Here is a 21,846-nt window from a genome sequence, read left to right on the forward strand (position 1 = left end):
TTCCCCACCCCACCCCGCCCCTTCCCGAACTGGGGAAAATCAGCCCGTCCGGCGCTTGAGGACACGGCCGCAGGCCGTACGGGGGTCCGGGGGCTTGCCCCCAGTTCGGGAAGGGGCGGGGTGGGGAAGAAGCCCCGCGCAGCGGCCCCCTTGTACGCACCCGCACCACCACCACGAAGGCAGACACCGTGAACTGGGACGACGACACCGCACCGGCCGTCGAGGAACGCATCGTCGGCGCGTCCGCCGAGGGTGACGACCAGGCCGTCGAGGCGGCGCTGCGCCCCAAGGACCTCACCGAGTTCGTCGGCCAGGAGAAGGTCCGCCAGCAGCTCGACCTCGTCCTCAGGGCCGCCCGCCAGCGCGGCGCCACCGCCGACCACGTCCTGCTCTCCGGCGCCCCCGGCCTCGGCAAGACCACCCTCTCGATGATCATCGCGGCCGAGATGAACGCGCCGATCCGGATCACCTCAGGCCCCGCCATCCAGCACGCCGGCGACCTGGCCGCGATCCTCTCCTCCCTCCAGGAGGGCGAGATCCTCTTCCTCGACGAGATCCACCGGATGTCCCGCCCGGCCGAGGAGATGCTCTACATGGCGATGGAGGACTTCCGCGTCGACGTCATCGTCGGCAAGGGCCCCGGCGCCACCGCCATCCCGCTGGAACTGCCGCCCTTCACCCTGGTCGGCGCCACCACCAGGGCCGGACTCCTGCCGCCCCCGCTCCGGGACCGCTTCGGCTTCACGGGCCACATGGAGTTCTACGACCCCTCCGAGCTGGAGCGGGTCATCCACCGCTCCGCCGGCCTCCTCGACGTCGAGATCGACACCGCCGGCGCCGCCGAGATCGCCGGCCGCTCCCGGGGCACCCCCCGGATCGCCAACCGCCTCCTGCGCCGCGTCCGCGACTACGCCCAGGTCAGGGCGGACGGAGTGATCACCCGCGAGATCTCCGCCGCCGCCCTCGGCGTCTACGAGGTGGACAGCCGAGGCCTCGACCGGCTCGACCGGGCCGTCCTGGAGGCCCTCCTCAAGCTCTTCGGCGGCGGCCCTGTCGGCCTGTCGACCCTCGCGGTGGCGGTGGGGGAGGAGCGGGAGACCGTCGAGGAGGTCGCCGAACCCTTCCTCGTACGAGAAGGACTCCTGGCCCGTACGCCCCGTGGTCGGGTCGCCACTCCCGCGGCATGGACGCATCTCGGACTCGTTCCACCGCAGGCAGCGGCCCCGGGCGCGCCAGGAAGCGGACAACAGGGGCTCTTCGGGGCGTGACGGCGCGGAGACTCGTCGGGCGAGGAACCACGGTGCGATGCTGGACGTTGTTCCAATGATGCGGACTCGCCTAGACTCCGCCGATGCCGACCTTTCTGGTCGGCGCGCCCACCCCCGAAGATCAGGCCGCGGGATCTCCGCGTCCGTGCGAAGGAAACCCGTCCCGTGAGTATCGTGACCCTCCTCCCCTTCATCGTCCTCATCGGGGCCATGTTCCTGATGACCCGCTCTGCGAAGAAGAAGCAGCAGGCGGCCGCGCAGATGCGCGACGAGATGCAGCCCGGCACCGGTGTGCGGACGATCGGGGGGATGTACGCCACCGTCAAGGAGATCGCCGACGAGACCGTCCTCCTCGAGGTCGCGCCCGGCGTCCACGCCGTCTACGCGAAGAACGCGATCGGCGCGGTCCTCCCGGACGACGAGTACAACCGCATCGTCCATGGCGACGAGCCGGACGCCGAGACGGTCGTCCCGGACGACGCCTCCTCGCTCACCGAGTCGTCCGAGGCGGGGGAGCCGGCCGAGGCCGGTGCGTCGGACGAGGCCGTCGAGGACGCCAAGCCGAACCTGACCAAGAAGGTCGAGGCCGTCGAGGCCGACGCCGAGGTCAAGAAGGACGGCAAGACGGACGGCGAGACCGAGGCGAAGTAGTCGCGACCGGGGACCGCGGATCGCCCACAGGCGTCCGCGGTCCCCGGCACGGTTGCAGGTCTGCGGGGGCAGGTCCCCACACACACTTCGTGGCCGCACCGCGCACACCCGGCGCGGGACGGTTGGACAGGGAGAAACGACAAGGTGGCAGCACCGAAGAAGGGCCGAAGGCCGGCGGGGGGCCCGGGGGGCCAGAGCAGGCCGGGGCGTGCCCTGGCTCTGATCCTTATCGCCATGGTCGCGCTCACGGGCGGAATGTTCTGGTCCGGCCACACCACGCCGAGGCTGGGCATCGACCTCGCCGGTGGTACGTCGATCACGCTCAAGGCGAAGGCCGAGCCCGGCAAGGAAGACGCCGTCAACGAGACCAACATGAACACCGCGGTCGGCATCATCGACCGCCGTGTCAACGGTCTGGGTGTCTCCGAGGCCGAGGTCCAGACGCAGGGCCGCGAGAACATCATCGTCAACATCCCCCGGGGTGTGAACGAGAAGCAGGCCCGTGAGCAGGTCGGTACGACCGCTCAGCTGTACTTCCGACCGGTCCTGGCCTGGGCCCCGAGCGGACCGGCGACCCCGACGCCGCCGGCCACGCCCACGCCCTCCGGGTCCGCGAAGCCGTCCGGCGGCTCCTCCGCGAGCCCGTCGGCCAAGGCCACGCCGGAGGCCGGCCAGGGCTCCACAGCCTCCCCCTCCACGGGTGCCACGCAGGGGCGCGCCGTCAGCGAGGCCCTGAAGGCGCCCAGCCCGGGCACCTCCGGCACCCCCTCTCCGGGTGCCTCGAAGTCCCCGGACGCCACGGCGCCGACCCCGCCCCCGGCCGACACGGCCGACGCGAAGCTTCAGCAGCAGTTCGCCGCGCTCGACTGCACTCCCAAGGCCGAGAAGGCCGGAGCCGAGAAGGCGGTGCCGAACCCGGCCCGTACCGTTCTGCCGGAGCAGCCGACCGTCGCGTGCGGCGCCGAGGGTGACGCCAAGTACCTGCTCGGCCCGGCCGAGGTGGACGGCAAGGACGTCGACGACGCCCAGGGCACGTTCGACCAGCAGCGCGGTATGTGGATCGTGAACATGGAGTTCACGGACGAGGGCGCCAAGAAGTTCGCGAAGATCACCAGCAAGCTGTCGCAGCAGCAGGAGCCGCAGAACCAGTTCGCGATCGTCCTGGACGGCGAGGTCGTCTCGGCCCCGTCGGTGCGGTCGGCGCTGAGCGCCAACGCCGAGATCTCCGGCAGCTTCAACCAGCAGTCCGCCCAGGACCTCGGCAACATCCTGTCCTACGGCGCCCTGCCGCTCTCCTTCGAGACCCAGAGCGTCGACACCGTCACCGCCGCCCTCGGTGGTGAGCAGCTGGAGGCCGGTCTGATCGCCGGCGCCATCGGTCTCGGACTCGTCGTCCTCTACCTGGTGGTCTACTACCGGGGCCTCTCCCTGATCGCCCTGCTCAGCCTCGGTGCCTCGGCCCTGCTGACGTACGTGATCATGTCCCTGCTCGGCCCGGCCATCGGCTTCGCGCTGAACCTGCCGGCCGTCTGTGGCGCGATCGTCGCCATCGGTATCACCGCCGACTCGTTCATCGTCTACTTCGAACGCATCCGCGACGAGGTCCGCGAGGGCCGCACGCTGCGCCCGGCCGTCGAGCGGGCCTGGCCCCGTGCCCGCCGCACGATCCTGGTCTCCGACTTCGTGTCGTTCCTCGCCGCGGCGGTGCTCTTCGTCGTCACCGTCGGCAAGGTCCAGGGCTTCGCGTTCACCCTCGGTCTGACCACCCTGCTCGACGTGGTCGTGGTGTTCCTCTTCACCAAGCCGCTGATGACGCTGCTCGCCCGCACCAAGTTCTACGGCGACGGTCACGCCTGGTCCGGACTGGACCCCAAGCGCCTCGGCGCCAAGCCGCCGCTGCGCCGCTCCCGCCGTGCCAACGCCCCCGTCGACCACCCGAAGGAGGCGTGAGATGGCGAAGAAGCGCGACAGTCTCGGCGCCCGGCTCAACCGCGGTGAGGTCGCCTACGACTTCATCGGCAACCGCAAGCTCTGGTACAGCATCTCCATCCTGATCACCATCACGGCGATCGTGGCGCTGGCGGTCCGCGGCCTGAACATGGGCATCGAGTTCCAGGGCGGTGCCGTCTTCACCACCCCGAAGTCCGAGGTCTCGGTCTCCCAGGCCCAGGAGTACGCGGAAGAGGCCTCCGGCCACGAAGCGGTGGTCCAGAAGCTCGGCAGCGGTGCGCTGCGCATCCAGGTCGGCGGCCTCGACACCTCGCAGTCCGACAAGGTCCGCTCCGAGCTCGCCAAGGACCTCAACATCGCCGAGAGCAAGATCGCGGCGGAGCTGGTCGGCCCCAGCTGGGGTGAGCAGATCGCCAACAAGGCATGGACCGGTCTCGCGGTCTTCATGATCCTTGTCGTCATCTATCTCGCCATCGCCTTCGAATGGAGAATGGCGGTCGCGGCGCTCATCGCCCTGATCCACGACCTGACCATCACCGTCGGCATCTACACACTCGTCGGGTTCGAGGTCACGGTCGGTACCGTCATCGGTCTGCTGACGATCCTCGGCTACTCGCTGTACGACACCGTCGTCGTCTTCGACTCCCTCAAGGAACAGACGAAGGACATCACCAAGCAGACCCGGTACACGTACAGCGACCTGGCCAACCGCTCGATCAACGGCACCCTGGTCCGCTCGATCAACACCACCGTCGTCGCCCTGCTGCCGGTCGCCGGTCTGCTCTTCATCGGTGGTGGCGTCCTCGGCGCCGGCATGCTGAACGACATCTCGCTGTCGCTCTTCGTCGGTCTCGCCGCCGGCGCGTACTCCTCGATCTTCATCGCCACCCCGCTCGTCGCCGACCTCAAGGAGCGCGAGCCGGCGATCAAGGCCCTCAAGAAGCGCGTGCTCGCCAAGCGGGCGTCGGCCGCCGCCAAGGGCGAGAGCCTGGAGGACGCCGACTCGGACGAGCACCGTGACGGCTTCGACGAGGACGACGATCGCACCGCCGTCGTCGGCCAGCGCGGCCGTCGTGGCCGGGCGTCGGAGCAGCGCGGATGACCGCCGAGGCCCAGGACACCACCGCTCTGCTCCTCAGCCGGATCCGTGACGTCCCCGACTATCCGAAGCCGGGCGTGCTGTTCAAGGACATCACGCCGCTGCTCGCGGACCCGGAGGCGTTCACCGCGCTCACCGACAGCCTCGCCGCGCTGTGCGCCACGCACGGTGCGACGAAGATCGTCGGCCTCGAGGCGCGTGGCTTCATCCTCGCCGCGCCGGTCGCCGTCCGCGCGGGCCTGGGCTTCGTCCCGGTCCGCAAGGCCGGCAAGCTCCCCGGAGCGACGCTGCGGCAGGCCTACGAGCTGGAGTACGGCACCGCCGAGATCGAGGTGCACGCCGAGGACCTGGCCGCGGGCGACCGCGTCATGGTCATCGACGACGTCCTCGCCACCGGTGGTACGGCCGAGGCCTCCATCGAGCTCATCCGGCGCGCGGGCGCCGAGATCGCGGGCGTCGCCGTCCTCATGGAGCTCGGCTTCCTGCCCGGCCGGGCCCGCCTGGAGCCCGCCCTGCGCGGCGCTCCGCTGGAGGCGCTGATCACGGTCTGACACCACGGCACCCGCCTGTGGTGAGAGGGCGCCCCGGGGAATCCCCGGGGCGCCCTCGCCGTTCTCCCGGTATGTCCCGGAACGGGACCCCCGCGCGCGTGGCGCCCGTCTCACCACTCGCACGCGTGAGCACGGCGGCCCCGGGGTCGATACCATGGCCTTTCCGGGCCTGACCGGGGGACCCGGTACCGCACGAGGAGCGCTCTTGCCAGACGAGGCCCAGCCACTCTCCGCCGCGCAGCCCGACCCGAAGGCCGAGAAGGCCGTTGCGTCAGGCGGAACCGCGACGCCCCAGAACAAGCCCGCGGAGAGCAGGCCCGCGCCCGTGGCCCCCGCCCCGGCACCGGCCCAGGCCCCCACGGCGAAGCCCGCGCCCACCCCCGCCACCCGCTCCGGCGGCTCGTCCAACCGCGTCCGCGCCCGCCTCGCCCGGCTCGGCGTCCAGCGCTCCTCCCCGTACAACCCGGTCCTCGAACCGCTGCTCCGGATCGTCCGCTCCAACGACCCGAAGATCGAGACGGCGACCCTCCGCCAGGTCGAGCGGGCCTACCAGGTCGCCGAGCGCTGGCACCGCGGCCAGAAGCGCAAGAGCGGCGACCCGTACATCACCCACCCGCTCGCCGTCACCACCATCCTCGCCGAGCTCGGCATGGACCCGGCGACGCTCATGGCCGGTCTGCTGCACGACACCGTCGAGGACACCGAGTACGGCCTCGACACCCTGCGCCGCGACTTCGGCGACCAGGTCGCCCTGCTCGTCGACGGCGTCACCAAGCTCGACAAGGTCAAGTTCGGCGAGGCCGCGCAGGCCGAGACCGTCCGCAAGATGGTCGTCGCCATGGCCAAGGACCCCCGCGTCCTGGTCATCAAGCTCGCCGACCGCCTGCACAACATGCGCACCATGCGCTATCTCAAGCGGGAGAAGCAGGAGAAGAAGGCGCGCGAGACCCTGGAGATCTACGCGCCTCTCGCCCACCGCCTGGGCATGAACACCATCAAGTGGGAGCTGGAGGACCTCGCCTTCGCGATCCTCTACCCCAAGATGTACGACGAGATCGTCCGGCTCGTCGCCGAGCGCGCCCCCAAGCGCGACGAGTACCTCGCCATAGTGACCGACGAGGTCCAGTCCGACCTGCGCGCCGCCCGCATCAAGGCCACCGTCACCGGCCGGCCGAAGCACTACTACAGCGTCTACCAGAAGATGATCGTCCGCGGCCGTGACTTCGCGGAGATCTACGACCTGGTCGGCATCCGCGTCCTCGTGGACACCGTCCGCGACTGCTACGCGGCCCTCGGCACCGTCCACGCGCGATGGAACCCGGTCCCCGGCCGGTTCAAGGACTACATCGCGATGCCGAAGTTCAACATGTACCAGTCGCTGCACACGACGGTCATCGGACCCAACGGCAAGCCCGTCGAGCTGCAGATCCGTACGTTCGACATGCACCGCAGGGCCGAGTACGGCATCGCCGCGCACTGGAAGTACAAGCAGGATCCGTCCGCCGGGGCCTCCAAGGTCCGCACCGACGTGCCGAAGAGCACCGGCAAGGACGACCACCTCAACGACATGGCGTGGCTGCGCCAACTGCTCGACTGGCAGAAGGAGACCGAGGACCCCAGCGAGTTCCTGGAGTCCCTGCGCTTCGACCTGTCGCGCAACGAGGTCTTCGTCTTCACCCCCAAGGGCGACGTCATAGCGCTGCCCGCCGGGGCCACCCCCGTGGACTTCTCCTACGCCGTCCACACCGAGGTCGGCCACCGCACCATAGGAGCCCGGGTCAACGGCCGGCTCGTTCCCCTCGAATCGACCCTCGACAACGGCGACCTGGTCGAGGTCTTCACCTCCAAGGCCGCCGGCGCGGGGCCGTCCCGCGACTGGCTGGGCTTCGTCAAGTCGCCGCGCGCCCGCAACAAGATCCGCGCCTGGTTCTCCAAGGAGCGCCGCGACGAGGCGATCGAGCAGGGCAAGGACGCCATCGCGCGGGCCATGCGCAAGCAGAACCTGCCGATCCAGCGGATCCTGACCGGCGACTCGCTCGTCACCCTCGCCCACGAGATGCGCTACAGCGACATCTCCTCGCTGTACGCGGCGATCGGCGAGGGCCATGTCACCGCCCAGTCCATCGTCCAGAAGCTCGTCCAGGCGCTCGGCGGCGAGGAGGCCGCCACCGAGGACATCGCCGAGACCGCCCCGCCCACGCGCGGCCGCTCCAAGCGCCGTTCCAGCGCCGACCCCGGTGTCGTCGTCAAGGGCGTCGAGGACGTCTGGGTCAAGCTGGCCCGCTGCTGCACCCCCGTACCGGGCGACCCGATCATCGGCTTCGTCACCCGCGGCAGCGGCGTCTCGGTCCACCGCAGCGACTGCGTCAACGTCGACTCGCTCTCGCGCGAGCCGGAGCGGATCCTCGAGGTCGAGTGGGCCCCCACCCAGTCCTCGGTCTTCCTGGTCGCCATCCAGGTCGAGGCCCTGGACCGGTCCCGGCTGCTCTCGGACGTCACGCGCGTCCTGTCGGACCAGCACGTCAACATCCTGTCGGCGGCCGTCCAGACCTCCCGCGACCGGGTGGCCACCTCGCGCTTCACCTTCGAGATGGGCGACCCGAAGCACCTCGGACACGTCCTGAAGGCCGTCCGCGGCGTGGAGGGCGTCTACGACGTCTACCGCGTGACGTCGGCCCGGCGCCCGTAACGGCGCACGCGAAGAGAAGGGGCCCGGGCATGCGCTACGGGCCCCTTTCTCCGTGGAACCCAATATGCTTGAGGCGCGGGCGAGTTGGGGCCGAAACGTGCGTGCTACGGGGGCGGGAGTGGCTGAGCGGTCGACTGTGATCAGCGGGCGGTTCCGCATGCTGACGCGCCTCGGGGCCGGTGGGATGGGCGAGGTCTGGGAAGCTCTCGACACCACCCTCGACCGCAGGGTCGCCGTCAAGCTGATCCGGTCCGAATACGCCTCCGAAGACATGCGGATGCGTCTCCAGCGCGAGGCCCAGGCGCTCGCGCGGATCGCGCACCCCAACATCGTCGCCGTGTACGACGTGGGCATGGACCACGAACACCCCTACCTCGTCATGGAATTGCTCGAGGGCGTGGACCTGAGGCACCTGCTGACGGAGCGCGGTCCGCTGCCGCCGGACACGGCCCGGGAAGTGGCCGCCGGAATGTGCGCAGGGCTCGCCGCGGCACACGGGGTCGGGGTGCTGCACCGGGACGTCAAGCCCGGAAACGTACACCTCACCAGGACGGGCCGAGTGGTCCTCCAGGACTTCGGAATCGCCCATCTGCTGGACACCAGGGGGCTCACCGCGACGGGCACCGTCATCGGCACGCCCGGCTACATGGCGCCCGAGGTCCTCAGGGGGGAGACCGTGGGTCCCGCCGCCGACATGTACGGCCTGGGCACCTGTCTGCACGAGATGCTCAGCGGCCGGCCGGCCTTCGGGCGCAGCGGCGGCGTGGCCGCGCTCATGTACCAGGTCGTGTACGAGCAGCCGGACCCCCTCCCCGGCGGCATGGGAATTCCCGCCGATCTGGCCGAGCTCGTCCACCGACTGCTGAGCAAGGAGCCGGCCGACCGGCCCGCCCCGTCGGAGGTGATACGAGAGCTGGCCCGGCCGGCAGGCGCGGACCAGTTGATCGCCCGGGCCGTCACCGGGGAGCTTCGGGACCGTGCCCTGGGCCGGTTCACCCCAGGCACCCTGGGCCCCCGCTCGGACACCGAGGTCGTCCCGCAGAACATCCTCACCCCCGAGCCCCCGACGAACGGAGCCGACGTCCGCCCCGCCGACGTGACCGGCGTCGGGCAGGGCGCGGACGTGACGCTCAGCAGCCTGACCCGCGCCCACATCCTGCGCGCGATGTCGCCGGAGGCCGCGGAGGCGAAGCAGCGCGAGGCCGTCAACCTGGTGCTGCGCGGCTCGCTCGAGGAGGCCGTGGACCTGCTCAGCGGGGTCGCCGAAGTCTGGCGCTCGGCCTACCCACCGGACCACCCTTCGGCCCTCACCTGCGCCTACTGGCAGGCCGTCTGCCTGGCGCGACTCGGAGCCGGGCCGGAGGCGCTGGCCAAGTTCGGTGCCGTCGCCACCGGTGTGCAGCAGGCACCCACCCCGCACGGAAGAGGATGACGAACACGTGTCGACGACGATCCAGGTGCGCGTGACCGGCACGGCCGACCCCGAGGACGAGCTGCGCTCACTCCTGCGGTGGCTCAAGGCCGACGACGAGGTCGGACCCTCCGCGCACGGAGTCCTGGCCGGCTCCGCCCCACCTCACCCCGAGCACATGGGGACCCTGCTCGACATCATCTCCCTGACCGTGGCGAGCGGGCTGTCCGCCACCCAGCTGGCCGTCGCCATCGGCCAGTGGCGCGGCACCCGCCGCCGTACGCCCGACGTGACCCTGCGCCGGGGGGACACCGAGGTCACGGTGACGGGAGCGGACGCGGGGACCGTTCGTGCCATCGCCGAGCTGATGGCTGAACCCGGCCGGGAGGAGCGGCCCGATGACGGCGGGACTGCCTGACCCCTCCGCCTCGGCAGCCGTACTGATCGGAACCTCCAGCTACCTGCACCTGCCGCAACTGCCGGCCGTCGAGACCAACGTCACGGACCTGGCGGCCGTCCTCCAGGATCCGACGGTGTGGGGTCTGCCCGGGGCCCACACCCTCACGGTGGTCGAGCCCGAGACGCCCGCCGCCCTGCTGGATCCGGTGTACGCCGCGGGGGAACGGGCCTCGGACACCCTGCTCGTGTACTACTGCGGGCACGGTCTCAGGGACTCGGACTCTGCGGACCTGTACGTCGGCCTCACCGGCTCCCGGGAAGGACTGGGCTACACGGCGGTCGAGTACCGGCACCTGCGCGCCGCGATCCTCGCCTCCCAGGCCCGCCGCAAGATCGTGATCCTGGACTGTTGCTTCAGCGGCCGGGCCGCCCGAACCCTCAGCACACCCCACGCCCTCGCCGCCCAGGCCGGTGTCCAGGGCGCCTACGTACTGACGGCATCGCCCCGCGACCACGTGGCCCTCGCACCCGACGGCGAACGCCACACGGCCTTCACCGGCGAGCTGCTCCACGTGCTGACCCGAGGCCTCCCCGACGAGCCGGAGACTCTGGACCTGGAGACGCTCTACCGGGCCGTGGACGCCCGGCTGCGCTCCAAGAACCGGCCGCTGCCCCAGCGCAGCCAGGAGAACGACATCGGCCGGCTCCCACTCGTCCGCAACCGCGCCCAAGCGGCACCGGGAGCCTCGGCCGGACCCGTCATCGACGCCGAGGTCGAGGCCGCGATGATCTCGTCGGGTCTGCAGCTGGCCCGGCTCCTCCGGGCCGCCGGACGTGGCCGCGACGCGCTGCCCGTCCTGCGCATGATCCTCCAGAGCAGCGTCCCGGACGCGGACGGCGACTCCGTCGGCGTGCACCTGGAACTGGCCGAGCTGCTCACCGAGACCGGTCAGGACCAGCAGGCCATCGAGGTGCTGGAGAGCGCGTTCCACCACACCCACAAGCGGTTCGGGCCCGAAGCGGTCACCGTCTGCCGCCGGCTCGCGGAACTCCTGCAGACGGCCGGGAACCACAGCCAGGCGTGCGAGGTGCTCCGGCACGCCCTGGACAGCGTGGAGAGAGCGGCGCAGCCGCCTCGCCGGCCCTGAGACCCGCGGAACGCGAAAGGCCCCCGTGCACGGTGATCACCGCGACGGGGGCCCTTCTCGTGGAGCGGCGGTGGAATTACCGGCCGCCGAACTCCTCCAGACCCTTCAGCGCCTGATCGAGGAGCGCCTGACGGCCCTCCAGCTCACGCGCCAGCTTGTCGGCCTTGGTGTCGTTGCCCGCCGCACGGGCCGCGTCGATCTGCTTCTGGAGCTTGTCGACCGCGTCCTGCAGCTGGCCCGTCAGACCCGCCGCACGCGCGCGTGCCTCCGGGTTCGTACGGCGCCACTCGGACTCCTCGGCCTCCTGGATCGCCCGCTCCACCGCGTGCATCCGGCCCTCGACCTTCGGCCGGGCGTCGCGGGGCACGTGGCCGATGGCCTCCCAGCGCTCGTTGATGGAGCGGAAGGCCGCACGGGCCGCCTTCAGATCCCCGACGGGCACCAGCTTCTCGGCCTCGACCGCGAGCTCCTCCTTCAGCTTGAGGTTCTCGGTCTGCTCCGCGTCCCGCTCGGCGAAGACATCGCCGCGCGCGGCGAAGAACACGTCCTGGGCGCCGCGGAAGCGGTTCCACAGGTCGTCCTCGTGCTCGCGCTGGGCGCGGCCCACGGCCTTCCACTCCGCCATCAGCTCGCGGTAGCGGGCGGCCGTGCCACCCCAGTCCGTGGAGTTCGACAGCGACTCGGCCTCGGCGACCAGCTTCTCCTTGGCCTTGCGGGCGTCCTCGCGCTGCGCGTCCAGCGAGGCGAAGTGCGCCTTGCGGCGCTTGGAGAACGCCGAGCGGGCGTGCGAGAAGCGGTGCCACAGCTCGTCGTCGGACTTCCGGTCGAGCCGTGGCAGGCCCTTCCAGGTGTCCACGAGCGCGCGCAGCCGCTCACCGGCGGCCCGCCACTGCTCGCTCTGCGCCAGCTCCTCGGCCTCCTTGACCAGCGCCTCCTTGGCGCCGCGCGCCTCGTCGGCCTGCTTGGCCTTCTGGACCTTGCGCTCCTCGCGGCGCGACTCCACCGTCTCGACCAGCTTGTCGAGACGCGTCGCCAGCGCGGCGAGGTCACCCACGGCGTGATGCTCGTCCACCTGCTGCCGGATGTGGTCGATCGCGGCAGTGGCGTCCTTCGCCGAGAGGTCGGTGGTCTTCACCCTCTTCTCGAGGAGGCCGATCTCGACAACCAAGCCCTCGTACTTGCGCTCGAAGTAGGCCAGTGCCTCCTCGGGAGTGCCGGCCTGCCACGATCCGACGACTTTCTCGCCCTCGGCAGTACGCACGTACACGGTGCCCGTCTCGTCGACGCGGCCCCACGGGTCGCTGCTCACAGCGCCTCCTCCACATGATGCCGATGAGGGGGCTCTCGCCCCCTGGGCATCGTCCACAGTTTCCCGGCGGGCCTCGCCCGCCCTCAACAACGCGGATACAGGACCGCGCTGCACAACGCCAATCTAGGCGACCGGCCGCCCGGCTGTCCGCTCTCCGCGCGACCGAAATTCAACGGTCACGCGGTGCGTCACTTCTTGGTGACCGTGCCCTTCTCGATGGTGACGGCCGTCTTCGGCGCGCCGTCCTTGCCGCCGCCCTCGACCCCGCCGGCCGCGACCTCCTGGACGGCCTTGAGCCCGGCCGCGTCGATCTTCCCGAAGGGGGTGTAGGTCGGCGGCAGCTTGGTGTCCTTGTAGACGAGGAAGAACTGGCTTCCGCCGGTACCCGGCTGGCCGGTGTTGGCCATCGCGACCGTGCCCGCGGGGAACGTCACCGTGCCGTTCGCGCCGGCCTTGCCGAGCGCGTCCAGGTTCTCGTCCGGGATCGTGTAGCCGGGGCCACCGGTGCCGTCGCCCTTGGGGTCACCGCACTGGAGCACGAAGATGCCCTCGGTGGTCAGCCGGTGGCACTTGGTGCCGTCGAAGTACTTCTTGTCCGCCAGGTGCTTGAAGGAGTTCACCGTCTGCGGGGTCTTCGCCGCGTCCATGGTGATCCCGATGTCGCCCTTGTTCGTCTTCAGGGACATCGCGTACGAGGCCTTCTTGTCGACGGCCATCGCCGGCGCCGGCGTCGCCGGCGCGCTCGCCGAGGGCGTCGGGTTCGACGGCGTACCGCTCGCCGCCGCGTCGCCTGCACCCTTGGCGCCGTCGTCGGTCAGTGCCACGGAGGCGTACACCGCTCCACCGGCGGCCAGGACCACGGCGAGCGAGGCGGCGATCACGGTGTTGCGGCGCCTGGCCTTCTGATGCGCCTCCTGCCGCCGCTGCTGCTGGCGTACGTACTTCTCCCTGGCGAGCTGCCGTCGCCGCTGATCGCTGCTGACCACGGGGTCTGCTCCTTGTCGCTCGTCTGTTCCTGTCCTGGCCGGATGTGCCCGTACCGTATACGGGTTGGCTGTGGAATACGCAGCGCCGGTAGGCTCTGATCTGCCACTTCCGCTCCGCCGCACCCCGTGCCGGACGACAATTAAGGACGATCGTGCTGATTGCCGGGTTCCCCGCCGGGGCCTGGGGGACCAACTGCTATCTGGTCGCCCCCGCCGCAGGCGAGGAGTGCGTGATCATCGACCCGGGCCACCAGGCCGCCCAGGGAGTCGAGGAGACGCTGAAGAAGCATCGGCTCAAGCCCGTCGCCGTGGTCCTCACCCATGGCCACATCGACCACGTCGCCTCCGTCGTCCCGGTCTGCGGCGCCCATGACGTACCCGCGTGGATCCACCCCTCCGACCGGTACATGATGAGCGACCCGGAGAAGGCCCTCGGCCGCTCCATCGGGATGCCCCTCATGGGCGAGCTGACCGTGGGCGAGCCGGACGACGTGCGCGAGCTCACCGACGGCGCGAAGCTGGAGCTGGCCGGCCTTGAGTTCTCCGTCGCCCACGCGCCCGGTCATACCAAGGGGTCGGTGACCTTCCAGATGCCGCAGACCACGGAGATCCCCTCCGTGTTCTTCTCGGGCGATCTGCTCTTCGCCGGCTCCATCGGACGCACCGACCTGCCCGGCGGTGACATGGACGAGATGCTCGAATCGCTGGCCCGCGTGTGCCTGCCGCTCGACAACTCGACCGTGGTGCTGTCGGGACACGGTCCCCAGACGACCATCGGCCAGGAGCGCGCCACCAACCCGTACCTGCGGGACGTGGCGGCCGGCCTCGGGAGCGCGAAGGCTCCCCGACGAGGAATGTGACGAGAACGCAGTGAGCACCTTCAAGGCCCCCAAGGGCACGTACGACCTGATCCCGCCGTACTCGGCGAAGTACCTCGCGGTCCGCGACGCCATCTCCGGACCGCTGCGCAAGTCCGGCTACGGCTACGTCGAGACCCCCGGCTTCGAGGACGTCAACCTCTTCGCGCGCGGTGTCGGCGAGTCCACCGACATCGTCACCAAGGAGATGTACGCCTTCGAGACCAAGGGCGGCGACAAGCTCGCCCTGCGCCCCGAGGGCACCGCCTCCGTGCTGCGCGCGGCCCTGGAGGCCAGCCTGCACAAGCAGGGCAACCTGCCCGTCAAGCTCTGGTACTCCGGCTCGTACTACCGCTACGAGCGCCCGCAGAAGGGCCGCTACAGGCACTTCTCGCAGGTCGGCGCCGAGGCGATCGGTGCCGAGGACCCGGCGCTCGACGCCGAGCTGATCATCCTGGCCGACCAGGCGTACCGCTCGCTGGGCCTGCGGAACTTCCGCATCCTGCTGAACTCGCTGGGCGACAAGGAGTGCCGTCCCGTCTACCGCGAGGCGCTGCAGACCTTCCTGCGCGGCCTCGACCTCGACGAGGAGACGCTCCGCCGGGCCGAGATCAACCCGCTGCGCGTCCTCGACGACAAGCGCGAGTCCGTGCAGAAGCAGCTGGTCGGCGCGCCGCTGCTGCGCGACTACCTGTGCGACGCGTGCAAGGCGTACCACGAGGAGGTGCGCGCGCTGATCACCGCCGCGGGCGTGGCCTTCGAGGACGACGCCAAGCTGGTGCGCGGCCTGGACTACTACACGCGGACGACCTTCGAGTTCGTCCACGACGGCCTGGGCTCGCAGTCCGCGGTCGGCGGCGGCGGTCGCTACGACGGCCTCTCCGAGATGATCGGTGGCCCGGCGCTGCCGTCCGTCGGCTGGGCGCTCGGCGTGGACCGTACGGTGCTCGCCCTGGAGGCGGAGGGCGTCGAGCTGGACATCCCGGCGACCACCAGCGTCTTCGCGGTCGCGCTCGGCGAGGAGGCCCGACGGGTCCTCTTCGGCAAGGTCACCGAGCTGCGCAAGGCCGGTGTCGCGGCGGACTTCTCCTTCGGCGGCAAGGGCCTGAAGGGCTCGATGAAGGACGCCAACCGCTCCGGCGCCCGCTTCGCGCTCGTCGCGGGCGAGCGCGACCTCGCCGAGGGCGTCGTCCAGCTCAAGGACATGGAGGCCGGCGAGCAGGAGCCGGTGGCCCTGGACGCGCTGGTCGACACGGTCCGGGCCAAGCTGGCCTGAGGAACCCTGTGAGGACGGGCCCCGGCGATCCGCCGGGGCCCGTCCTTATGCCCACCGAACGGTGGACGGGGGTCCGTGTGCGGCACAATGACCGTGCCCAGAAGCAGGCGAGTGATGGATCGGGGATATGACGAACACCGCGGTTGACGAGCCGGCACGCGACACGATCGGCGCGAGCCGCGCCTTCGCCTGGCTGCTCGTGATCACCGGCGCCGCGGGGCTGCTCGCCGCCTGGGTGATCACCATCGACAAGTTCAAGCTGCTCGAGGACCCGAGCTTCACCCCGGGCTGCAGCCTCAACCCGGTCGTCTCCTGCGGCAACATCATGAAGAGCGAGCAGGCCGCCGTGTTCGGCTTCCCGAACCCGATGCTCGGCCTCGTGACGTACGCGATGGTGATCGCGATCGGTGTCGCCCTCCTCGCGGGCGCCCGCTACCGCCGCTGGTACTGGCTCGGCCTGAACGCGGGCACGTTCTTCGGCGTCGGATTCTGCACCTGGCTCATGCAGCAGTCGTTGTACGAGATCAACGCGCTCTGCCTCTGGTGCTGCCTCGCCTGGGTCGCCACCATCGTCATGTTCTGGTACGTGACCTCGCACAACGTCCGCAAGGGCGTCATCCCCGCCCCTCGCGGCCTGCGCACCTTCTTCGACGAGTTCACCTGGGTGCTGCCCGTCCTGCACATCGGGATCATCGGCATGCTGATCCTGACGCGCTGGTGGGACTTCTGGACCAGCTGACGGCCGACGGGCTCCGGGCGACCGAGGGCCGGGCTGTCAGTGCTCTGACTTAGGCTTCATGGTTGTGGAGCCCGACCTCTTTACCGCAGCCGCCGAAGAGCGCCAGGAGAAGGACCCGTCCAGCAGCCCCCTGGCCGTCCGGATGCGTCCGCGCACCCTGGACGAGGTCCTCGGCCAGCAGCACCTGCTCAAGCCGGGATCGCCGCTGCGCCGACTCGTCGGCGACGGCGCCGGAGGTCCTGCGGGCTCCTCGTCCGTGATCCTCTGGGGCCCGCCGGGCATCGGCAAGACCACCCTGGCGTACGTCGTCTCCAAGGCGACCAACAAGCGTTTCGTGGAGCTCTCCGCGATCACCGCGGGCGTCAAGGAGGTCCGGGCCGTCATCGAAGGCGCCCGGCGCGCGGCCGGCGGCTTCGGCAAGGAGACCGTCCTCTTCCTGGACGAGATCCACCGCTTCTCCAAGGCCCAGCAGGACTCGCTGCTCCCGGCGGTGGAGAACCGCTGGGTGACGCTGATCGCGGCGACGACGGAGAACCCGTACTTCTCGATCATCTCCCCGCTGCTCTCCCGCTCCCTCCTGCTCACGCTCGAACCGCTCACCGACGACGACCTGCGCGATCTGCTCAAGCGGGCTCTCACCGAGGACCGGGGGCTCGGCGGCGCGGTGACGCTGCCCGAGGACGCCGAGGCCCATCTGCTGCGGATCGCCGGCGGCGACGCACGGCGGGCGCTCACCGCCCTGGAGGCCGCGGCGGGCGCGGCCATCGCCAAGGGCGAGCCGGAGATCACCCTCTCGACGGTCGAGGAGACCGTCGACCGCGCGGCGGTGAAGTACGACCGGGACGGAGACCAGCACTACGACGTGGCCAGCGCGCTCATCAAGTCCATCCGCGGCTCGGACGTGGACGCGGCGCTGCACTATCTGGCCCGGATGATCGAGGCGGGGGAGGACCCCCGGTTCATCGCCCGCCGGCTGATGATCTCCGCCAGCGAGGACATCGGCCTTGCCGATCCGACCGCCCTGCCGACGGCCGTCGCGGCCGCCCAGGCCGTCGCCATGATCGGTTTCCCCGAGGCCGCGCTGACCCTGAGCCACGCAACGATCGCCCTGGCCCTGGCCCCCAAGTCGAACGCGGCGACGACCGCGATCTTCGCGGCCCAGGCGGACGTACGGAACGGCCTGGCGGGCCCGGTCCCGCCGCACCTGCGCGACGGCCACTACAAGGGCGCGGCCAAGCTCGGCCACGCCCAGGGATACGTCTACCCGCACGACGTCCCGGGCGGCATCGCGGCCCAGCAGTACGCCCCGGACGAGGTCCACGGCAGGCGCTACTACGAACCGACGCGCTACGGCGCGGAGGCGCGGTACGCGGACGTGGTGGAGAAGGTGCGGGAGCGGCTGCGCGGCGAGGGCTGACGCGCGTCACGGGCGGGCCGCCTCTACGCTCGGTCCATGATCCGTACGGCATGGGTCCTGGCCACGGCCCTGGCCCTCCTGGCCACCGGCTGCACGACCGGCACCGAGGAGTCGGCCGCCACTCCCTCCGCCTCCGCCGTACCGCTCGTCAGCCCGGGCTTCCCGCCCACCGCCGCCGAGGCGCGGGCACAGCTCGCCCGGCTCACCGTCGCCTGGGGCAAGAACTGGGAGACGTACAAGAGGGCGGAGTTCGGCACCACCTGGTCGGACGAGACCGACGCTCTCGGCGGGCGCAACGGCTGCGACACCCGTGACGACGTCCTGCGCCGTGACCTCAGTGAGTTGCGCCGGGGCGACCGCAACCCGTGCGTCGTGCTGTCGGGCGTGCTCCACGACCCCTACACCGGCAAGGAGTTGCCGTACTCCTACCGCAAGGCGTCCCAGATCCAGACCGACCATGTCGTCGCGCTCGGCGCGGCCTGGCGAGCGGGCGCCTGGGCCTGGAGCCCGGAACGGCGCCTCGCCTACGCCAACGACCTGGACGTGCTGCTCGCCACCGACAAGCAGACCAACTACGAGAAGAGCAGCAAGACCCCCGACAAGTGGAAGCCGCCCCGGAAGGCGTACTGGTGCGAGTACGGTCGGCGCTGGACCGGAATCAAGGCCAAGTACGGCCTGACGGTCTCCCCGCCCGAGAAGCTCGCCGTCGAAGAGCTCCTCGCCACCTGCACCTGAGGGCCAGGGGCGGGCCGCGTCGAAGGGCGCGGGAGCGGCCGCACGGCGACGGCGGACTCGGGTGCGTGCACGGGCCCCCTGTCGACCCGGTACACTCGTGCGGAGTGCTGCGTCCCGTGTCCGGCTTCGGCCGGCGCCACCAGAACGGGACAGGCAGCCGGAGCCCCGCCCCAGGGCGGGATCTCCAGGAGTGTCGCGCACCTTCGAAGGTGTCGCGGGCAACCCATCACCTCCCCAGTATCAGGGACCAGGCGATGGGCCGTTCGCGTGCTGCACGTACGTGCCCAGACCAGGGAGCGGCTGCCCGACCAGTCCTGACGGACCGGACGGGTTTCCCCGGCTGCGGATGCGACCTCCTCTAACCCTGGTGAAGCCGTATTCGTACAGATAGAGAGGTTGGTTCATGCCGAACCAGTCCCGTCCCAAGGTCAAGAAGTCGCGTGCCCTCGGCATCGCGCTGACCCCGAAGGCCGTCAAGTACTTCGAGGCCCGCCCCTACCCGCCGGGCGAGCACGGCCGTGGCCGTAAGCAGAACTCGGACTACAAGGTCCGTCTGCTCGAGAAGCAGCGTCTGCGCGCCCAGTACGACATCTCCGAGCGCCAGATGGCCCGCGCGTACGACCGCGCCAAGAAGGCCGAGGGCAAGACGGGCGAGGCGCTGGTCGTCGAGCTCGAGCGTCGCCTCGACGCCCTGGTCCTGCGTTCGGGCATCGCCCGCACCATCTACCAGGCCCGCCAGATGGTCGTGCACGGTCACATCCAGGTCAACGGTGGCAAGGTCGACAAGCCGTCGTTCCGCGTCCGTCCCGACGACGTCGTGATGGTCCGCGAGCGCTCCCGCGAGAAGCCCCTGTTCCAGGTGGCCCGTGAGGGTGGCTTCGCCGCCGACGGTGAGACCCCGCGCTACCTGCAGGTCAACCTGAAGGCCCTGGCCTTCCGCCTCGACCGCGACCCGAACCGCAAGGAAATCCCGGTCATCTGCGACGAGCAGCTGGTCGTCGAGTACTACGCCCGCTGATCAAGGCGCCGTAGTACCACCCCCGCGGTGTTCAGCCCGCCGCTTCCCCACTCCTATCAGTGGGGGAGCCGGCGGGCTTCCGCGTTCTCCGGGACCTTCGTACGGAACGGACGCGGCGCCCCGGAGCCCGTCACGCGCACGGCCGGACCCCGACGCTCGCTGAGCGCCCGGTCCACCGCCGCGTCCAGCGAGAGCCCCTGCCCCTCCCGCACCGACGCCCCGTAACGCTCCGCACCGAGCAGCTCGCCCGCCTCACGCGCGCAGAGCGCCCGCGGCCCGTTGAAGTTCCCCGAGCCGAACAGCTGCAGGCCCACCGTGTCCCACACCGGCAGCGCGGCACCCTGCAGGACGGCCGCCTCCGAGGGATCGCCCTCGCTCGCCGTCACCAGGGCGAGCAGCTCGATCGCGAGCACCAGGCCCACCAGATCGTGGAAGGTGTGGTTGATGGTCACGCACTCGGTCAGCAGCGCCCGCGCCTCGCCGTGATCGCCCCTCGCCCACGCCGCGTACGCCAGCACATAGAGCGCGTACGCCCTGGTCCAGCGCTCGCCGCGCTCCTCGCAGATCTCGCGCACGTCCACGCAGAGCGCGACCGCGCCCTCCAGATCGCCCAGGAAGACCCGGGCCATCGCCAGCTCGACCTGGGCCATCAGCACGTTGCTGTTCAGCTCGCCGAGCTCCCGATACGCCACCAGGGCCCGGCCGATCAGCTCCTCCGCGCGCTGCATGTCGTCCGAGAGCAGCGCCAGACAGCCCATCCGATGGGTCGCGTACGCCTCCGCCAAGGCGTTGCCGGTCGCGCGGGCCCGCTCACCGCACTCGTGCAGCGCCGCCACCCCCGCCGTGCCGTCGCCCTGCAGGATCGCCACATAACCGAGGACCCAGAGCGCCTTCAGCCGGGCGGAGGTGTGCTCGGCGCGGTCGGGGTGTTCCGGGTCGCACGCGAGCGCCCGGTCCAGCCAGTGCCGGCCCTCGGCCAGCCGCCCGCAGCCCACCCACGCGAACCAGAGCGTCCCCGCCAGCTGCTGTGCCAGATGCGCCTCGTCCGGCTCCTCGAGGCAGAGTTCGAGCGCCGCCCGCAGATTGGGGAGCGCCGCGTCGAGGCAGGCGGCGACATCGGCCTGGCGGGGGCTGAACCACTCCAGCTCGCACCAGGTGGCCAGACCCATGTACCAGTCGCGGTGGCGGCGGCGCATGCGCTCGGTGTCCCCGAGCGCCGCCAGCCACTCCGCCCCGTACACGGAGACGGTGTCCAGCATCCGGTACCTCGGTCCTGCGGGCGTGACCTCCCGTACGACGAGCGACTGCGAGAGCAGACCGCCGAGCACGTCCAGGACCTGCTCCGGCGGAAGCTCCCGGCCGGCGCAGACGTACTCCACGGCCTCCAGGTCGAACGGCCCGGCGAAGACCGAGAGGCGCGCCCAGAGCAGCCGCTCCTCCGGTGTGCAGAGCTCGTGGCTCCACCCGATCGCCGTCCGCAGCGTCTGATGGCGGGGGAGCGCGCCCCGCGCGCCGTCCGCGAGCAGCCGGAACCGGTCGTCGAGCCGGTGGAGCACCTGCTCCACGGTGAGCAGCGGCATCCGGGCGGCAGCCAGCTCCAGGGCCAGCGGAATCCCGTCGAGCCGCCGGCACAGCTCACGTACGGCGGTCGGGTCGAAGGCCGGCCCGGTCGCGTCGGGGGCGGCCGGTGTCGCGTCGGCGGCGGTCGAGGTCGCGTCGGTGGCGGTCGAGGTCGCGCCGGGCACGCCGGCCGCCGCCGCCCTCGCCAGGAACAGCCGCTCCGCGTCGTCCTCGTCCATCGGCGCCAGCGCGAACACCGTCTCGCCGTCCACCCGCAGCGGGCGGCGGCCCACCGCGAGCACGGTGAGGCCCGGGCAGCGTTCGAGGAGCTGTCGCAGCAGCGGGGCGCACTCCTCGACGAGGTGCTCGAACCCGTCCACGATCAGCAGGACCCGGCGCTCCGCGAGATGGTCGATCAGCGTCTCGTCGGGGGTGCGCAGCGTGTGGTCGGTCAGGCCCAGCGCCTCGGCCAGTGCGAACGGCACGAGGTCGGGGTCGCGGAGTACCGAGAGGTCGGCGAGCCACGCGCCGTCGGCGTAGCGTTTCTCCACCGCGGTCGCCGCTCGCAGGGCGAGCCGGGTCTTGCCCACGCCCCCCATCCCGACGACCGTGACCAGGCGGGATTCGCCCAGGAGCCGGGCGAGTTCGTGCTGTTCGCCGGCCCGTCCGATGAACCGGTTCAGCTCAGCCGGGAGATTGCTCCTTCGCATGGGACACGGAGCGTACCCACCCGCGCGCGCTCCGTACAATCGGTCCCCGTGAATCCCCTGCCACGAGCCGCGT

General features: G+C 70.9%; 18 protein-coding genes. 15 read left to right on the forward strand and 3 right to left on the reverse strand.

What is annotated here, in order from left to right; translation table 11 throughout:
* Nucleotides 1-188 precede the first annotated feature (188 nt).
* From ruvB to ACGFYP_RS29680, 9 genes are all read left to right on the forward strand, one after another.
* Nucleotides 189-1,268, forward strand: a complete 1,080-nt coding sequence (ruvB, locus tag ACGFYP_RS29640; protein WP_393499928.1) for a Holliday junction branch migration DNA helicase RuvB — start codon at nucleotides 189-191, stop codon at nucleotides 1,266-1,268.
* A 165-nt stretch (nucleotides 1,269-1,433) separates the two neighbouring features.
* Entirely contained in the window at nucleotides 1,434-1,919 is a 486-nt protein-coding gene (gene yajC / locus ACGFYP_RS29645; RefSeq protein WP_393499932.1) for a preprotein translocase subunit YajC, read from the forward strand.
* Nucleotides 1,920-2,063: 144 nt separating this feature from the next.
* Nucleotides 2,064-3,869 carry a protein translocase subunit SecD gene (secD, locus tag ACGFYP_RS29650; RefSeq protein WP_393499935.1) on the forward strand — a complete coding sequence of 602 codons (1,806 nt, stop codon included), beginning with the start codon at nucleotides 2,064-2,066 and terminating at the stop codon, nucleotides 3,867-3,869.
* A gap of 1 nt (nucleotide 3,870) precedes the next feature.
* Nucleotides 3,871-4,971, forward strand: coding sequence for a protein translocase subunit SecF (gene secF / locus ACGFYP_RS29655; protein ID WP_393499938.1), 1,101 nt, complete (start codon nucleotides 3,871-3,873; stop codon nucleotides 4,969-4,971).
* A complete protein-coding gene (locus tag ACGFYP_RS29660) occupies nucleotides 4,968-5,519 on the forward strand; it encodes an adenine phosphoribosyltransferase (protein ID WP_393499941.1) in 552 nt (183 codons plus the stop codon). Before secF ends, ACGFYP_RS29660 begins: the two co-directional genes overlap by 4 nt.
* Before the next feature lie 205 nt (nucleotides 5,520-5,724).
* Nucleotides 5,725-8,208, forward strand: coding sequence for a RelA/SpoT family protein (locus tag ACGFYP_RS29665; protein ID WP_393499944.1), 2,484 nt, complete (start codon nucleotides 5,725-5,727; stop codon nucleotides 8,206-8,208).
* Nucleotides 8,209-8,365: 157 nt separating this feature from the next.
* Entirely contained in the window at nucleotides 8,366-9,640 is a 1,275-nt protein-coding gene (locus ACGFYP_RS29670) for a serine/threonine-protein kinase (protein WP_393499947.1), read from the forward strand.
* Between the two features lie 7 nt (nucleotides 9,641-9,647).
* Nucleotides 9,648-10,037, forward strand: a complete 390-nt coding sequence (locus ACGFYP_RS29675) for a hypothetical protein (protein ID WP_393499950.1) — start codon at nucleotides 9,648-9,650, stop codon at nucleotides 10,035-10,037.
* Nucleotides 10,018-11,166, forward strand: a complete 1,149-nt coding sequence (locus tag ACGFYP_RS29680; protein WP_393499953.1) for a caspase family protein — start codon at nucleotides 10,018-10,020, stop codon at nucleotides 11,164-11,166. Before ACGFYP_RS29675 ends, ACGFYP_RS29680 begins: the two co-directional genes overlap by 20 nt.
* A gap of 76 nt (nucleotides 11,167-11,242) precedes the next feature.
* On the opposite strand, the gene ACGFYP_RS29685 is transcribed toward ACGFYP_RS29680, so the two are convergent.
* Entirely contained in the window at nucleotides 11,243-12,475 is a 1,233-nt protein-coding gene (locus ACGFYP_RS29685) for a DUF349 domain-containing protein (RefSeq protein WP_361966670.1), read from the reverse strand.
* A 188-nt stretch (nucleotides 12,476-12,663) separates the two neighbouring features.
* Complete coding sequence (locus tag ACGFYP_RS29690) at nucleotides 12,664-13,461, reverse strand: peptidylprolyl isomerase (protein WP_393499957.1); 798 nt, start codon at nucleotides 13,459-13,461, stop codon at nucleotides 12,664-12,666.
* Between the two features lie 152 nt (nucleotides 13,462-13,613).
* On the opposite strand from ACGFYP_RS29690, the gene ACGFYP_RS29695 reads away from it, so the two are divergent.
* From ACGFYP_RS29695 to rpsD, 6 genes are all read left to right on the forward strand, one after another.
* Nucleotides 13,614-14,321, forward strand: coding sequence for an MBL fold metallo-hydrolase (locus ACGFYP_RS29695; RefSeq protein WP_361966675.1), 708 nt, complete (start codon nucleotides 13,614-13,616; stop codon nucleotides 14,319-14,321).
* A 10-nt stretch (nucleotides 14,322-14,331) separates the two neighbouring features.
* Entirely contained in the window at nucleotides 14,332-15,594 is a 1,263-nt protein-coding gene (hisS, locus tag ACGFYP_RS29700) for a histidine--tRNA ligase (protein WP_393499961.1), read from the forward strand.
* 127 nt (nucleotides 15,595-15,721) lie between these two features.
* Nucleotides 15,722-16,333, forward strand: a complete 612-nt coding sequence (locus ACGFYP_RS29705) for a vitamin K epoxide reductase family protein (protein WP_393499964.1) — start codon at nucleotides 15,722-15,724, stop codon at nucleotides 16,331-16,333.
* A 64-nt stretch (nucleotides 16,334-16,397) separates the two neighbouring features.
* The gene (locus ACGFYP_RS29710) at nucleotides 16,398-17,750 is read left to right on the forward strand and encodes a replication-associated recombination protein A (RefSeq protein WP_393500237.1); all 1,353 of its coding nucleotides are present in this window, start codon (nucleotides 16,398-16,400) and stop codon (nucleotides 17,748-17,750) included.
* Between the two features lie 36 nt (nucleotides 17,751-17,786).
* Nucleotides 17,787-18,485 carry an HNH endonuclease family protein gene (locus ACGFYP_RS29715; protein ID WP_393499967.1) on the forward strand — a complete coding sequence of 233 codons (699 nt, stop codon included), beginning with the start codon at nucleotides 17,787-17,789 and terminating at the stop codon, nucleotides 18,483-18,485.
* Between the two features lie 403 nt (nucleotides 18,486-18,888).
* Nucleotides 18,889-19,503 carry a 30S ribosomal protein S4 gene (gene rpsD / locus ACGFYP_RS29720; RefSeq protein ID WP_158985446.1) on the forward strand — a complete coding sequence of 205 codons (615 nt, stop codon included), beginning with the start codon at nucleotides 18,889-18,891 and terminating at the stop codon, nucleotides 19,501-19,503.
* A gap of 56 nt (nucleotides 19,504-19,559) precedes the next feature.
* On the opposite strand, the gene ACGFYP_RS29725 is transcribed toward rpsD, so the two are convergent.
* The gene (locus ACGFYP_RS29725; protein WP_393499972.1) at nucleotides 19,560-21,773 is read right to left on the reverse strand and encodes an ATP-binding protein; all 2,214 of its coding nucleotides are present in this window, start codon (nucleotides 21,771-21,773) and stop codon (nucleotides 19,560-19,562) included.
* Nucleotides 21,774-21,846 lie beyond the last annotated feature (73 nt).

The sequence above is a fragment of the Streptomyces sp. NPDC048370 genome (assembly GCF_043200825.1).
Classification (GTDB): Bacteria; Actinomycetota; Actinomycetes; order Streptomycetales; family Streptomycetaceae; genus Streptomyces.

Coding starts and splice junctions, on each gene's coding strand:
- ACGFYP_RS29680 (WP_393499953.1), top strand. CDS start 10,018: ATGACGGCGGGACTGCCTGACCCCTCCGCCTCGGCAGCCGTACTGATC.
- ACGFYP_RS29670 (WP_393499947.1), top strand. CDS start 8,366: ATGCTGACGCGCCTCGGGGCCGGTGGGATGGGCGAGGTCTGGGAAGCT.
- ACGFYP_RS29715 (WP_393499967.1), top strand. CDS start 17,787: ATGATCCGTACGGCATGGGTCCTGGCCACGGCCCTGGCCCTCCTGGCC.
- ACGFYP_RS29725 (WP_393499972.1), bottom strand. CDS start 21,773: ATGCGAAGGAGCAATCTCCCGGCTGAGCTGAACCGGTTCATCGGACGG.
- rpsD (WP_158985446.1), top strand. CDS start 18,889: ATGCCGAACCAGTCCCGTCCCAAGGTCAAGAAGTCGCGTGCCCTCGGC.
- secF (WP_393499938.1), top strand. CDS start 3,871: ATGGCGAAGAAGCGCGACAGTCTCGGCGCCCGGCTCAACCGCGGTGAG.
- ACGFYP_RS29705 (WP_393499964.1), top strand. CDS start 15,722: ATGACGAACACCGCGGTTGACGAGCCGGCACGCGACACGATCGGCGCG.
- ACGFYP_RS29660 (WP_393499941.1), top strand. CDS start 4,968: ATGACCGCCGAGGCCCAGGACACCACCGCTCTGCTCCTCAGCCGGATC.